Annotated in this window: 13 protein-coding genes; 7 read left to right on the forward strand and 6 right to left on the reverse strand. The window is 64.0% G+C overall.

Annotation, left to right across the window (positions count from 1 at the left end):
* The first annotated feature begins 14 nt into the window (after positions 1 to 14).
* The 3 genes from rpsP (at position 15) to rimM (ending at position 1,282) form a co-directional block, all read left to right on the forward strand.
* A complete protein-coding gene (gene rpsP / locus C8J45_RS02885) occupies positions 15 to 461 on the forward strand; it encodes a 30S ribosomal protein S16 (protein WP_107961785.1) in 447 nt (148 codons plus the stop codon).
* A 202-nt stretch (positions 462 to 663) separates the two neighbouring features.
* Positions 664 to 804, forward strand: coding sequence for a hypothetical protein (locus C8J45_RS19065; protein ID WP_181321072.1), 141 nt, complete (start codon positions 664 to 666; stop codon positions 802 to 804).
* Complete coding sequence (gene rimM, locus C8J45_RS02890; protein WP_107961786.1) at positions 782 to 1,282, forward strand: ribosome maturation factor RimM; 501 nt, start codon at positions 782 to 784, stop codon at positions 1,280 to 1,282. Before C8J45_RS19065 ends, rimM begins: the two co-directional genes overlap by 23 nt.
* Before the next feature lie 27 nt (positions 1,283 to 1,309).
* On the opposite strand, the gene C8J45_RS02895 is transcribed toward rimM, so the two are convergent.
* Positions 1,310 to 2,215, reverse strand: a complete 906-nt coding sequence (locus C8J45_RS02895; RefSeq protein ID WP_107962216.1) for an NAD(P)/FAD-dependent oxidoreductase — start codon at positions 2,213 to 2,215, stop codon at positions 1,310 to 1,312.
* Between the two features lie 108 nt (positions 2,216 to 2,323).
* Here C8J45_RS02895 and trmD point away from each other — a divergent pair, with 108 nt between their 5' ends.
* Together trmD and rplS are read left to right on the forward strand one after the other, a co-directional pair.
* Entirely contained in the window at positions 2,324 to 3,055 is a 732-nt protein-coding gene (gene trmD / locus C8J45_RS02900) for a tRNA (guanosine(37)-N1)-methyltransferase TrmD (RefSeq protein WP_107962217.1), read from the forward strand.
* Positions 3,052 to 3,444, forward strand: a complete 393-nt coding sequence (gene rplS / locus C8J45_RS02905; protein ID WP_031395442.1) for a 50S ribosomal protein L19 — start codon at positions 3,052 to 3,054, stop codon at positions 3,442 to 3,444. The genes trmD and rplS overlap by 4 nt, the downstream gene beginning before the upstream one ends.
* A gap of 1,027 nt (positions 3,445 to 4,471) precedes the next feature.
* Here rplS and C8J45_RS02910 read toward each other — a convergent pair.
* The gene (locus tag C8J45_RS02910) at positions 4,472 to 5,011 is read right to left on the reverse strand and encodes a pseudouridine synthase (protein ID WP_107961787.1); all 540 of its coding nucleotides are present in this window, start codon (positions 5,009 to 5,011) and stop codon (positions 4,472 to 4,474) included.
* Between the two features lie 331 nt (positions 5,012 to 5,342).
* Between C8J45_RS02910 and C8J45_RS02915 the strand changes: the two genes are divergently transcribed.
* Complete coding sequence (locus C8J45_RS02915) at positions 5,343 to 6,398, forward strand: DUF5677 domain-containing protein (RefSeq protein WP_107961788.1); 1,056 nt, start codon at positions 5,343 to 5,345, stop codon at positions 6,396 to 6,398.
* 140 nt (positions 6,399 to 6,538) lie between these two features.
* On the opposite strand, the gene rpoD is transcribed toward C8J45_RS02915, so the two are convergent.
* The 4 genes from rpoD to C8J45_RS02935 form a co-directional block, all read right to left on the reverse strand.
* The gene (rpoD, locus tag C8J45_RS02920; RefSeq protein WP_056062280.1) at positions 6,539 to 8,566 is read right to left on the reverse strand and encodes an RNA polymerase sigma factor RpoD; all 2,028 of its coding nucleotides are present in this window, start codon (positions 8,564 to 8,566) and stop codon (positions 6,539 to 6,541) included.
* The gene (dnaG, locus tag C8J45_RS02925) at positions 8,566 to 10,428 is read right to left on the reverse strand and encodes a DNA primase (protein WP_107961789.1); all 1,863 of its coding nucleotides are present in this window, start codon (positions 10,426 to 10,428) and stop codon (positions 8,566 to 8,568) included. The genes rpoD and dnaG overlap by 1 nt, the downstream gene beginning before the upstream one ends.
* The gene (locus C8J45_RS02930; protein WP_107961790.1) at positions 10,419 to 10,904 is read right to left on the reverse strand and encodes an endonuclease domain-containing protein; all 486 of its coding nucleotides are present in this window, start codon (positions 10,902 to 10,904) and stop codon (positions 10,419 to 10,421) included. The genes dnaG and C8J45_RS02930 overlap by 10 nt, the downstream gene beginning before the upstream one ends.
* A gap of 65 nt (positions 10,905 to 10,969) precedes the next feature.
* On the reverse strand, positions 10,970 to 11,422 hold the full coding sequence (locus tag C8J45_RS02935) for a GatB/YqeY domain-containing protein (RefSeq protein WP_093399393.1): 453 nt from the start codon (positions 11,420 to 11,422) through the stop codon (positions 10,970 to 10,972).
* 140 nt (positions 11,423 to 11,562) lie between these two features.
* On the opposite strand from C8J45_RS02935, the gene carA reads away from it, so the two are divergent.
* Entirely contained in the window at positions 11,563 to 12,879 is a 1,317-nt protein-coding gene (carA, locus tag C8J45_RS02940) for a glutamine-hydrolyzing carbamoyl-phosphate synthase small subunit (protein WP_107961791.1), read from the forward strand.
* Positions 12,880 to 12,881 lie beyond the last annotated feature (2 nt).

The following is a 12,881-nucleotide window of genomic DNA, read 5'->3' on the forward strand; positions in this document are numbered from 1 at the left end:
CGAAGGAAAATATCATGGCAATCAACATTCGCCTCGCGCGCGGTGGCTCCAAGAAGCGTCCTTACTACAAGATCGTCGTTGCCGATGCGCGTTCGCCGCGTGACGGCCGCTTCATCGAGAAGATCGGCAACTACAACCCGCTCCTCGCCAAGGACAACGAGCAGCGCGTGCAGCTCGACGCCGATCGCGCGAAGCATTGGCTGAGCGTTGGCGCGCAGCCGACCGACCGCGTCGCGCGCTTCCTCGACCAGGCTGGCGTGCTCGAGCGTTCGGCGCGCAACAACCCGAACAAGGGCAAGCCCGGCGAGAAGGCCACCGAGCGCGCCGAAGAGCGTGCGACCAAGGCGGCTGAAGCTGCCGAGGCCGAGGCTGCTGCAAAGGCTGCACCTGCTACGGGCAGCAACGAAGAGACCGAGCAGGTCGTCGCCGCCGAAGTCGAAGACGCCACGAGCGCTTCGTAAAAATCTGGGGCGGTCGGGACATCCCGGCCGCCCTTGTTCCGTCATTCCAGCGAACGCTGGGATCCAGAGCCGGGGACGACAACGTTCGTGGCTCTGGATCCTGGGTCGAGCCCAGGATGACGACGAGGGTAGCGGACCTGCTCCGCACCCGAACCGGACTTCATGCGTTCTCTCAATCGGTAACCCCGAACAGGAGCGCATGATGGCCCCCGAAACCGACCCCCGCACAGCCCCCGCACCCGAGGACATCGAAGATGCCACCAACCAAGGCGTCTCCGCCGACGAACCCGCCGAAGGCTCCGACGACACTCCCGGTCGCGATGAAGGCTCCGCGCAAGGCTGACGTGACGCTCGCCGTCGTCATCGGTGCGCACGGCATCGGTGGCGAAGTGCGGCTGAAGGTCTTTGCCGAGAATTTCGGCAGCTATAAGAGCTTCAACAATGGCGCACTGTCGCTGAAGTCCGCGCGCAACGGCAACAACGGCATGATCGCGCGTTTCGCCGAGGTCGCCGATCGCAACGCTGCCGAGGCGATGCGCGGGACCGAACTGACGGTGCCGCGGTCCTCGTTGCCGCCGCTGGAAGACGGTGAGTATTATCACACGGATGTGATCGGGCTCGATGTCGTCTCGACCGATGGGGAGGCGATCGGACGGGTGGTCGCGATCGATAATTTTGGTGCGGGCGACGTGATCGAGATCGAGCGGCCATCCGTGGATGACAAGCCCGGCAAGCGGTTCATGATCCCGATGCGCCCCGAAGCCGTTCCTGAGTGGAATGCCGACCGGCTTGTCGTAGAGGCTTCGTTCGCGGCTGAGTAACCCTTGTTCTCCCAAGTTGAGTAGCGATTACCGTCGAAGTGGTCGCTGTTCGGTGAGCATGTTGCGGATCGTCGTGGCAGCGACGCCGGCTTCGCCCATCGCGTGGCTGATCTGGTCGAGACCCTTCACCACGTCGCCGGCCGCGAACAGGCCGGGGATTGAGGTTCGCTGGTGCGAGTCGACCTCCAGGCACCCGTCTTCGGATGCGCGGGCGCCTGCTGCGACGGCCAGTTCTGAACGGATGACCGACCCGAGTGCGGGATAGATGCTGTCGAACGATAACCGCCCTTCGACCGTGTCGAGTGCGAGCTTGTCACCCTCAATTGCATAATTGCCGCAGGGACCTCCGACGCGGATGATGCCGGCTTCGTCTAGCGCCGCTTCGCATGCCGGGTCGAGATCGTGGCTCCCCTCGGGGGCGATCAGCGTTACGTCCTTTGTGTAACCGCGCAGAAACAGGGCCTCGCGCATGCCGTGGTCGCCGGTGCCGATGATGCCGACGCGCTTGTCGGTAACCTCGTAGCCGTCGCAGATCGGGCAGTAGCGGAGCAAGCCGGTTTCCAACGCTTCGTCGTGGATGGCGTCGGGCATGTTTGGACGGTTGTTCACGACCCCGGTGGCGAGCAGTACGCTCCGGGCTCGCGCACGGCGATCGCCGAGCCGCACGGTGAAGCCGTCGTCCTCCACCTCGATCGCATCTACCCGCACGCCCTCGCGCACCGCACCGTAAGTCTCCGCCTGCGCCAGCATCCGGGCTAGCAGGTCCGTGCCGCGGATGCCTTCGGGATAGCCGGCATGGTTGTGCGTGCACGGGATCAGCGCGGCGCGGCTGCTGCCGCAATCGAACAGCCGGATCGAGAGGTGGAAGCGCGCGAGATAGATGGCTGCGGTCAGGCCCGCCGGGCCGGCGCCGATGATGATGCAATCGTCCATCCGCCGCGAGCGTTTCGCCAGCGTAATTGTTCCGTTGCGCCGATCCGTATAGGTGCTGGGCGCATTCGGCGCCGCACGATGGCGCAAACGCATAGAGAATTGGACGCTGTGACTTTCGCTGCCACGATATTGACGCTGTATCCGGAGATGTTTCCGGGGCCGCTGGGGACCTCGCTTGCGGGCCGGGCGCTGGGGGAGGGACGGTGGTCCTGCTCGCCGGTGCAGATCCGGGACTTCGCGACGGACAAGCACAAGTCGGTGGACGATACGCCGGCGGGGGGCGGGGCCGGGATGGTGCTGCGCGCCGATGTCGTGGCCTCGGCGATCGACAGCGTGGCGGATGGGCGGCCGGTGCTGGCGATGACGCCTCGGGGCAAGCCGCTTACCCAGGAGCGGGTGCGGGACCTCGCGCAGGGCCCTGGCGTCACCATTCTTTGCGGCCGGTTCGAGGGGTTCGACGAACGGCTGTTCGAGGCGCGGGAGATCGAGGAGGTCTCGATCGGCGACTACATCCTGTCGGGTGGCGAGATGGGGGCGCTGGTGCTGCTCGATGCTTGCATTCGGCTGCTGCCCGGCGTAATGGGCGCGGCTTCTAGTGGGGATGACGAGAGCTTCGAAACGGGGCTGCTCGAATATCCGCATTATACCCGACCTCAATCATGGGAAGGGCGCACGATCCCGCAGGTGCTGCGATCGGGGGATCATGCGAAGATCGCTGCATGGCGCAAACGCCGCGCGGAGATCGATACACGGTCACGGCGACCGGACCTTTGGGAGCGCCATGAGGGCGTTCGGGTCCAGTCGCCCTCTGGCGCGCAGCGACACGAGGACGAGACATGAACCTGTTGCAGACGATCGAAGCCGAGAACATCGCGAAGTTCCTGGCCAACAAGACGATCCCCGATTTCCGCCCCGGCGACACGCTGAAGGTCGGCGTGAAGGTCGTCGAAGGCGAGCGCACGCGTATTCAGAACTACGAGGGCGTGTGCATCGCGCGCTCGAACAAGGGCATGGGCTCGAACTTCACCGTGCGGAAGATGAGCTTCGGCGAGGGCGTCGAGCGCGTCTTCCCGCTCTACTCGCCGAACGTCGATTCGATCGAAGTCGTCCGCAAGGGCGCCGTGCGTCGCGCCAAGCTGTATTACCTGCGTGGCCGCACCGGCAAGGCAGCGCGTATCGCCGAGCGTCGCGACATGCGCCCTGCCAAGGGCACCGCAGCCGCCGAGTAATCGGACTGCCGCCCGTTCTGGGTCAGAGTTGGAGAAGGGCGCGGGGGCGATGGTCCCCGCGCCCTTTTTCGTGGCCGGAACCCTGGTTCGCGTCGAACCATCGTCGGAGGCGGCGTGATGCGGCTGCGCGGAGGCCGAGTCGCGCGGGGGCCGGAGGCGCGCGGAAGTTCACGAAGTTCACGCTACGTCCCCGCTGCAATCCCCCCGCGCGTCTGTGTTTCGGATCGGGCGAGGGTTCGGTCCATAGGGGGCAGGGGGCGGACATGCGGTGACGCTGCGCGTTATCCGGCGTGTAGGACAGCGTTTAGCGTTTCGAACCGTGGTGGCCGTCGGGTCTGTACGGTCCGTTGTCCTTGCGGGCATGGGGGCGGTTATTCGGTTATCCGGTTCTGGTTGGACAGGGGCGCGTGTTCCTGCGCAGACCGACTTCCGTTTCCTTGTTCTCCCGCGAAGGCGGGAGCCCAGTCTGGGTCCCCGCCTTCGCGGGGAAACACGTCTTGCTGGCGGATTGGGATGGCCGTCTGCCTGGACTAGAAGAGGCTTTGCCACGCTGAGCACGCTTGCGTGGACATGCCCCACCCCGACCCTCCCCTGAAGGGGAGGGAGTTTTCGTCGTGCCACCATGCAATTTCGGCGCGTCACGCAACGCACTCCCCGCGCGGGCGGGGAACTCTATCCTCGGGACTTACGATCACATTGCGCCACGGAGCGCAGCTCAAGGACTGGATTCACGCGAAGGCGCTAAGGCGCGAAGAGAAGACCGGGTAAGTGCGCTAAATAAGCTGCTTCTCTTCGCGCCTTAGCGCCTTCGCGTGAACATGCCCTTCTCCGTCATCCTGACGAAAGTCAGGACCCAGGATCACGAACGCCGCGCTGCTTGGCTCTGTGTCCTGACTTTCGTCAGGATGACGGCGTGGGTGGGGAGGCGTTCCGCTCGCAGTCGCGAACGCTGTCGTCTGAAGAGTGCCCATGAGCGCCCGCGCCTCAGGTAGCCCCCACGCACCCGTCAGCCCGCCTCAAGCACCCGTCAGGCGTCGCGCCACGCGCCGGGCTCCAGACCCGCCACGGTCCAGTCGCCGATGCTCCACCGGACCAGCCGCAGCGTGGGGTGCTGAATCGCGGCGGTCATGCGGCGGACTTGCCGGTTGCGGCCTTCGCGGATCGTTATCTTCAGCCAGCAGTCGGGGATGCTCGCGCGGACCCGGATCGGCGGCACGCGCGGCCAGAGGTCGGGGGCGGCGATCCGCTCGACGTCGGCGCGGGCAGGGCCGTCCTTCAGCAGGACGCCGCCCCGCAACCGATCGAGCGCGTCCTCGCCGGCATCGCCCTCGACCTGCACGAGATAGGTCTTGGCCAACTTGAACTTCGGGTCCGCGATCCGCGCCTGAAGGCGGCCGTCGTCGGTCAGCAGCAACAGCCCTTCGCTATCGCGGTCGAGCCGCCCCGCCGGATAGACCCCCGGCACATCGACGAACTGCAACAGCGTCGCGCGCGGGGTCGGACTGTTCACGTCGGTGAACTGGCTGAGCACGTCGTACGGTTTGTTGAACAGGATTACGCGGGGCATGGCTGGGCTTTATGCCAAAGCTGACGTTGGGGTCGAGCGGTTACGTTGAAGCGGGCGTCTTGTTGCAGTTTAAAGCCTGCTTGCTCATGAGCCAGCCATAGCTCAGTTTAGAGCAACTGGCTGGAGGTCACTAGATTAAATTCAAATTTACTCTCTATTGTGACGCCAGTCCCGTCTCCTAGGGTTGGCGAAGCGGCACATCACCACCTAGACGTGAGTGGATTTATCAGATTCAGAAAGCGAAACAGGTTGTGACTGAACGTTATTACGAGGCCACGTCGTTTTGAATGGCCGGGCTCAAGCACAAAAGCCGTACGATGCACCTTGGGCTATGGACGAAATTCAGCGTGGTTTCGAGCGCATTATTCAAGACGCCGAAAAGAGCGGACACGTACTAACCGCGAAGAAAATCGAGCGCATTGCCGAAAAGACGGTGAGAAGCGCAGGGCGTTCCGTTTACCGAACATTGATGGAAAACGCACCGAAGATGCTTTTGGAGCGTCGGAAAGACGGGCTTGGCTTTGAGCGGCGGAACATCCGCCGGTGGCGCAAGGCTTTTGACCTGATCGAGACGATATGGGTGTCGTGTGAGGAGCTTGGCCGTGCCTTTAACGAACACTATCGACCTGAAGCGGTAGAGGAGCAGGATTACGTCTTCGAGGCCATGACACATCTTCACGCGAAGGCGTTGCTCGTAACCTCGGAAATCATATGCCTACTAAAAGGTGGCTTCGCGGATGGAGCGTTGACACGATGGCGGACTCTTTACGAGGTCAACGTTGTCGCTGCACTTATGGTGCAGGAAGGGCAGGAACTCGCGTTGAGGTATCTCGCGCATTCTCGGGTACAAGCCTGGAATGATGTAAAAGATGATGTTCTTGAAGCAGGAGAATCGGAAGAGGATCGCGATTACCTCAGGGGCCAGGCGGAATATGCAATCGCAAGATTTGGTACAGAGCTGAACAAAAGGAATGGATGGGCTTGCGGTATAACTGGCAAGAAAAGCCCGACATTCGATAATCTTATAGAGCTTTCTGGGCGATCTGACGGTAGATCGCTATACAAGCACGCGTCACTTCATATTCACAGTAATCATCGTGGGCTAGACGAGCTTCTAGGAGTATGTGAATCTAAGAGTAGCGTCCTTCTCGTCGGGCAGAGTAACTCAGGAATGGTTATGCCTTTGACGATGGCCGTGTATAGCATCGTGGAAACTACGACGATGCTTATTCTAACTAAGCCAAACCTGGATCGCGGGGTATTGCTAAATTCGATTTTGCGTATGGCAGGGCGGATGAACCGGCTCGCGGGTGGCATTGAACGCCGAACATTTGAAGCGGCTAAAAAGCGCGAGAACGGTAAATCTGACGATCTGGCGGCAAATTGATCGCCTAATTGGCTGGATCAAAATTTGCTCATGCAAGGTAAATGCTAGCCGCTAGATAAGTTGTAAGGCACAGTCTTATTACAAAAATGGGCTGCGTTGTTAATCAACGCAGCCCTTTAACGATATTTAGTTTCAAGTCATTACTGGTCGAGGAAGCTGCGCATTTTCCGGCTACGTGACGGATGCTTCAGCTTCCGCAGCGCCTTCGCCTCGATCTGGCGGATGCGCTCGCGCGTCACCGAGAACTGCTGGCCGACTTCCTCGAGCGTGTGATCGGTGTTCATGCCGATGCCGAAGCGCATGCGCAGCACGCGCTCTTCACGCGGCGTCAGCGACGCCAGCACGCGCGTGACCGTCTCCTTGAGGTTCGCCTGGATCGCGGCGTCCACCGGGATGATCGCGTTCTTGTCCTCGATGAAGTCGCCGAGATGCGAATCCTCCTCGTCGCCGATCGGCGTTTCGAGGCTGATCGGCTCCTTGGCGATCTTCATCACCTTGCGCACCTTCTCCAGCGGCATGGAGAGGCGCTCGGCCATCTCCTCCGGGGTCGGCTCGCGGCCCTGCTCGTGGAGGAACTGGCGGCTGGTGCGAACCAGCTTGTTGATCGTCTCGATCATATGGACAGGAATACGGATCGTGCGCGCCTGGTCCGCGATCGAGCGGGTGATCGCCTGGCGGATCCACCACGTCGCATAGGTGCTGAACTTGTAGCCGCGGCGATACTCGAACTTGTCGACCGCCTTCATCAGGCCGATGTTGCCCTCCTGGATGAGATCCAGGAACTGCAGGCCGCGGTTCGTGTATTTCTTGGCGATCGAGATCACCAGCCGCAGGTTCGCCTCGACCATCTCCTTCTTGGCGATACGCGCCTCGCGCTCGCCCTTCTGGACCATGTTGACGATCCGGCGGAACTCGGTGAGCGCCATGCCGGTCTGCTGCGTGATGTCGGCGATCTCGGCGCGGATGCGCTCGACCGCCTCGCCCTCGTTGGCGACGAACGCGGTCCACTTCTTGTCGACCTTGTTGACCGTCGCCAGCCAGTTCTCGTCGATCTCGTGACCGATATACCGGTCGAGGAAGTCCTTGCGCGGCACCTTGTGGCGCTCGGCGAGGCGCAGCATCTGGCCGCCCAGCGCGGTCAGGCGACGGTTATAGGCATAGAGCTGATCGACCAGATATTCGATCTTGGCGTTGTGGAACTGGACGCTCTCGACCTCGGCGGTGAGTTCCTCGCGCAGCTTCTGGTATTTGCGCTCGTCGGCCGCGGAGAAATCGCCGCCGATGCCCATTGCGTCGACGCGGCTCTGCTGGATCTTGCTGAACTTCTTGTAGAGCGCGGTGATGCTGGCGAACCGCTCGAGCGCGATCGGCTTGAGCTGTTCCTCCATCTGCGCGAGGCTGAGGGTGTTGTCCTCCTCCTCGTCGTCCGATGCGCGCGGGGCACGGCGCTCGCCGTCCTCGTCCTCGTCGGCGGACGGCTCTTCGGGCTCGGCCTCTTCCTTGAACGAAGGGCCGGCGTTCTTTTCGCTGATCTCGCCGTCGTCGGCTTCGCCGTCCTCGGCCATCGCTTCGGGCGCGGGGTCCTTCGACAGCATCGCATCGAGATCCATGATCTCGCGCAGCTGCATCGTGCCCTCGTTCAGCGCGGTCGACCAGTCGATGATCGCGTTGAAGGTGATCGGCGATTCGCACAGGCCGAGGATCATCGTGTCGCGACCCGCCTCGATCCGCTTGGCGATCGCGATCTCGCCCTCCCGGCTGAGCAGCTCGACCGCGCCCATCTCGCGCAGGTACATGCGGACCGGATCGTCGGTGCGATCGATGGTCTCTTTCTTCTTTTCGATCGCGGGGCCTGTGTCGGCATCCGCGTCGGCGGCCTCCGGCTCGTCCTCGTCGTCCTTGGCGGGCTCGGTCTCGCCGTCCTCGCCGGCTTCGTCGTTCTCGACGATGTTGATGCCCATCTCGCTCAGCGCGGCGCTGATGTCCTCGATCTGGTCGGACGACATCTCGCCCTGCGGCAGCGCTTCGTTGAGCTGCTCATAGGTGATGTAGCCGCGCTTCTTGGCGCGCGCGATGACCTTCTTGATCGACGCATCGTTCATGTCGATCAGCGGCGCATCGCCGGTTTCGTTCGTCTCGGCGGGTTCCGCCATGTTCGCCTTAGCCATCAATCGCCCTCGGTACCCAACGCTCGGGCGTCTTCGTTCGACTGTACAAGATTTGCAAGTCGGACTTCCAACGCCTGTTTCTCTCTTACCATAGCCACTTGTCGTTCGAACGCATCTTCGGTGAAGTGCGTCTGCATCGCCGCGGTCGCCTGCTTGAGTGCCGCGTCTACCTCAGGGCGGGCGACCATGATCGCGATCGCCTCGTCGAGGTCGGCACGGACGCGGGCTGGATCGGCCGTGGTCTGCGTGAACGAATAGGGCATCGTATCGGCTCTCAACAGGTCACTCGCGACTGAATTGAAACCGGACCTCGCCAATATGGTGAGCAAGCGCCCGCTATCAAGCTTCTGGTCCTCAAGTGCAACATCTACGACCGCTTCGAACAATCGCCCGAGCGCGCCGTCGATCATTTGGAGCGAGCCGAGCACCTCCATGTGGCGCGCGATCTCGACCGGGTGGCGGATCAGGCCGGCGAGCACCGCCTTCGCCAAGACGCGGTCGATACCGGTGGCGAGGAAGGCCTTAGCGTCTTCGGTCACCGGTGCTGCGGGGGGCTTCCAGCCGCCTTTCGGTCGCTCGCCTCTGGGCACGAAGGGGGCGCGGACCGGTTTGAAATGCTCGTAGAAGCGGTTCTTGAACTCGGCGTGATATTGCTGCTTCACCGACGGGTCGGCGATGCCTTCCGCGAGTTCGTGGAGGCGGCGCTTGAGGCCGGCGCGCTGTTCGGGGGTGTCGAGTGCCTCGGCGGCGACTTCGGACGCCCAGAGCCGGTCGACGAGCTGTTCGGGGGTCTTGAGCAACGCCTCGAATGCACCGGGGCCGCCGGCGCGGACGAGGTCGTCGGGGTCCTGGCCTTGCGGGAGCGTGACGAACGCGAGGCTGCGGCCGGGCGCCAGTAGCGGGAGCGCGCGGTGGGCAGCCCGGAGCGACGCCTTCTGGCCGGCGCCGTCGCCGTCGAAGCAGAGCAGGGGGACGTCGACCATCCGCCACAGCCGTTCGAGCTGCGCTTCGGTCAGGGCCGTGCCGAGCGGGGCGACTGCTTCGCCGAACCCGGCCTGGGCTAGCGCGATGACGTCCATATAGCCCTCGACCACAAGCACACGGCCCGACTTGCGCGAGGCGGGGGCGGCCTTGTCGAGGTTGTAGAGCGTGCGGCCCTTGTCGAAGAGCGGGGTGTCGGGGGAGTTGAGGTATTTTGGCTCGCCACCGTCGAGCACACGCCCGCCGAACGCGATCGTCCGCCCGCGGGGGTCGCGGATCGGGATCATCAGGCGGCCGCGGAATCGGTCGTAGGGGTCCTTGCCCTCGACTGAAATCAGCATGCCGGACTCGACCAGCATCGGGTCGCCGTAATCCTTCAGCGCGGTTTTGAGCTTGCCGCGGCTGTCGGGAGCGAACCCCATGCCGAACGCGCGCGCCGTCTCGGGCCTGATCCCGCGGCGGTCGAGCAGGGCGCGGGCTTCGGTGCCGGGAATGCCGTTGAGTTGTTCCGTGAACCAGTCGGCGGCGTCGGACATGACCTCGTGCAGGCCCTTGGCGCGTTCGGCCTTGGCGGCGGACTGGCGGTCCATCGCGGGCATGTCCATCCCGGCGGCCTGCGCGAGTTCCTTCACCGCGTCCATGAAGGGCAGGCCGCGCTGGTCGGTCATCCACTTGATCGCGTCGCCGTGCGCGGAGCAGCCGAAGCAATGGTAGAAGCCCTTGTCGTCGTTGACGTAGAAGGAGGGGGTCTTCTCGTTGTGGAACGGGCAGCAGCCCTTGTGCTCGCGCCCGGCCTTGGTGAGCTTGGTGGTCTTGCCGACGAGGGCGCTGAGCGAGGTGCGGGCGCGGAGTTCGTCGAGGAATTGTGGGGTTAGGGCCATGGGGTGACTTTGGTGGGGGTGGTGTTTGCGGCACTCCCCTCCCCCGACCCCTCCCGCAGGCGGGAGGGGAGCAGAAGGGGGGCTGCGTTCGCGGAGGACACGACCGAGTCCCCCTTCCGCTTGCGGGAGGGGTTAGGGGAGGGGCGTTCCGCAAGCACGCGCCCGATCTCGGCCACCACGCCCTCCATCCGCTCCAGCACGTCGTTGTTCCAGAACCGGATCACACGGTAGCCTTGGTGTTCGATGAAGCGCGTCCGCCGGGCGTCATCGTCGGACTGCCAGTCATGCTGCCCGCCATCGACTTCGACGACGAGCTTCGTAGCGCGGGAAACGAAGTCGCAGATGAACGGCCCGATCGGGACCTGACGGTTGAACCTCACGCCGGACGTTCGGCGCGCGGCGAGGTGCTGCCACAGTGCGCTCTCTGCACGCGTGGGGTGGGCGCGGAGGTCTCGGATGCGGGTGCGTTGTTCCAATGCTCCGTCTCCTGTGTAGCGCTGCCCTCCCCCGACCCCTCCCGCGAGCGGGAGGGGAGCAGAATTTACGACAGCGCCGCCTTCACCAGGCCGCTCGCCTTGCTCATGTCCAGCTCGCTTGCGTGGCGTGCCTTCAGTTCCGCCATCACGCGGCCCATGTCCTTCATGCCGGTCGCGCCGAGCTCTGCCTTGATCGCCTCGATCGCCGCCGACGTTTCCGCCTCGCTCATCTGCTGGGGGAGGAAGCGTTCGATCACCGCGACCTCGGCCGTCTCCGCATCGGCGAGTTCCTGGCGGCCACCCTTCGAGAACATCTCGATCGACTCGCGGCGCTGCTTGACCATCTTCTGGAGCACTTCGACCACCAGCGCGTCGTCGCTCTCGGGGGCCTTTCCGGTCCGCGCCTCGATGTCGCGGTTCTTGATCGCGGCCTGGATCAACGAGATAGCGTTGCGGCTCGTCTTGTCGCCGGCCTTCATGGCGGTCAGCTGCGCTGCCTTGATGTCGTCGCGAATCATGTACTGGTCTTTCAGGCGGTTCGGGATAGCCCGACGGGATAGCGCGTCCGCCGCCCGTTTAACAGATTGACGCTGCGGCACGCCGGCCTTAGCGGACACCACTTAGCGACATCGTCAACGTAAAGAGAGTGCCCAGCCTGATGGCCGACACCAATCCTATTGCCATGCCCGCTGGAGCTACCGGCGTCCTGGTCCTCGCCAATGGCGACGTGATCTGGGGTCGCGGGTTCGGCGCAGAGGGCAGTGCGGTCGGCGAAGTGTGCTTCCACACCGCGATGACCGGCTATCAGGAGGTGCTGACCGACCCGTCCTTCGCCGGACAGATGATCTGCTTCACCTTCCCGCACATCGGCAATGTCGGCGCGAACCCCGACGACGTCGAGGCGGACGACCCGCACGCGCTCGGCATCATCGTCCGCGAGGACGTGACGCAGCCGTCGAGCTTTCGCGCGGTCGAGGGGCTCGATGGCTGGATGAAGCGGCATGCGCGGATCGGCCTCTCGGGGGTCGACACGCGCGCGCTGACGCGGCGGATCCGGGTGGCGGGCGCGCCTAATGGCGTGATCGCGCATTCGGCGAGTGGCGAGTTCGACGTGGCCGCGCTGCTGGCGATGGCGCGCGCGTGGCCGGGGCTGGAGGGCATGGACCTCGCCAAGGACGTGTCGACCGAGATGCATTATGGCTGGGGTGAGGATGCTCCCGGCGGTGTCTGGAAGCTGGGCTTCGGGTATGGCGACACCGCGCAAGCAGGAGGGCGCGCTTCTGCTCCCCTCCCGCTTGCGGGAGGGGTCGGGGGAGGGGCTGACCAATCAGCGCCGACCCCGCCTGAGGCCATGCCCTCCCCCAACCCCTCCCGCGATGCGGGAGGGGAGCAGAAGGCGCGCCCCCACGTCGTCGCGATCGATTATGGCAGCAAGCGCAACATCTTCCGCAACCTCGTCGAGGCAGGCGCGAAAGTCTCGGTCGTCAGCGCCACCGCCAGTTTCGACGACGTGATGGCGCTCGCCCCCGATGGCATCTTCCTGTCGAACGGCCCCGGCGATCCCGCGGCGACCGCCGACTACGCGGTGCCGGTGATCCGCCAGCTGCTGGAGACGGGCAAGCCGCTGTTCGGCATCTGCCTCGGCCACCAGTTGCTCGGCCTCGCGGTCGGCGCGACCACGACCAAGATGTTCCAGGGCCACCGCGGCGCCAACCACCCGGTCAAGCGCCTGTCCGACGGCGCGGTCGAGATCACCAGCATGAACCACGGTTTCGCAGTCGAGCGCGACAGCCTGCCGGCCAATGTCCGCGAGACGCATGTGTCGCTGTTCGATGGGTCGAACGCGGGGCTAGAACTGACCGACAAGCCGGCGTTCTCGGTGCAATATCATCCTGAAGCGAGCCCCGGACCGCAGGACAGCCTATATCTGTTCGAGCGCTTTGTGAGCTCTTTGCGGAATATTGAGGGAAGCTGACC

Source organism: Sphingomonas sp. PP-CE-3G-477, from assembly GCF_003050745.1.
In the GTDB taxonomy this organism is placed as follows: Bacteria; Pseudomonadota; Alphaproteobacteria; order Sphingomonadales; family Sphingomonadaceae; genus Sphingomonas.

Bases quoted from the DNA above. Each gene is read 5' to 3' on its own strand.
- rpsP (WP_107961785.1), top strand. From the start codon at position 15: ATGGCAATCAACATTCGCCTCGCGCGCGGTGGCTCCAAGAAGCGTCCT.
- C8J45_RS19065 (WP_181321072.1), top strand. From the start codon at position 664: ATGGCCCCCGAAACCGACCCCCGCACAGCCCCCGCACCCGAGGACATC.
- rimM (WP_107961786.1), top strand. From the start codon at position 782: ATGAAGGCTCCGCGCAAGGCTGACGTGACGCTCGCCGTCGTCATCGGT.
- C8J45_RS02895 (WP_107962216.1), bottom strand. From the start codon at position 2,215: ATGGACGATTGCATCATCATCGGCGCCGGCCCGGCGGGCCTGACCGCA.
- rplS (WP_031395442.1), top strand. From the start codon at position 3,052: ATGAACCTGTTGCAGACGATCGAAGCCGAGAACATCGCGAAGTTCCTG.
- C8J45_RS02910 (WP_107961787.1), bottom strand. From the start codon at position 5,011: ATGCCCCGCGTAATCCTGTTCAACAAACCGTACGACGTGCTCAGCCAG.
- C8J45_RS02915 (WP_107961788.1), top strand. From the start codon at position 5,343: ATGGACGAAATTCAGCGTGGTTTCGAGCGCATTATTCAAGACGCCGAA.
- rpoD (WP_056062280.1), bottom strand. From the start codon at position 8,566: ATGGCTAAGGCGAACATGGCGGAACCCGCCGAGACGAACGAAACCGGC.
- dnaG (WP_107961789.1), bottom strand. From the start codon at position 10,428: ATGGCCCTAACCCCACAATTCCTCGACGAACTCCGCGCCCGCACCTCG.
- C8J45_RS02935 (WP_093399393.1), bottom strand. From the start codon at position 11,422: ATGATTCGCGACGACATCAAGGCAGCGCAGCTGACCGCCATGAAGGCC.
- carA (WP_107961791.1), top strand. From the start codon at position 11,563: ATGGCCGACACCAATCCTATTGCCATGCCCGCTGGAGCTACCGGCGTC.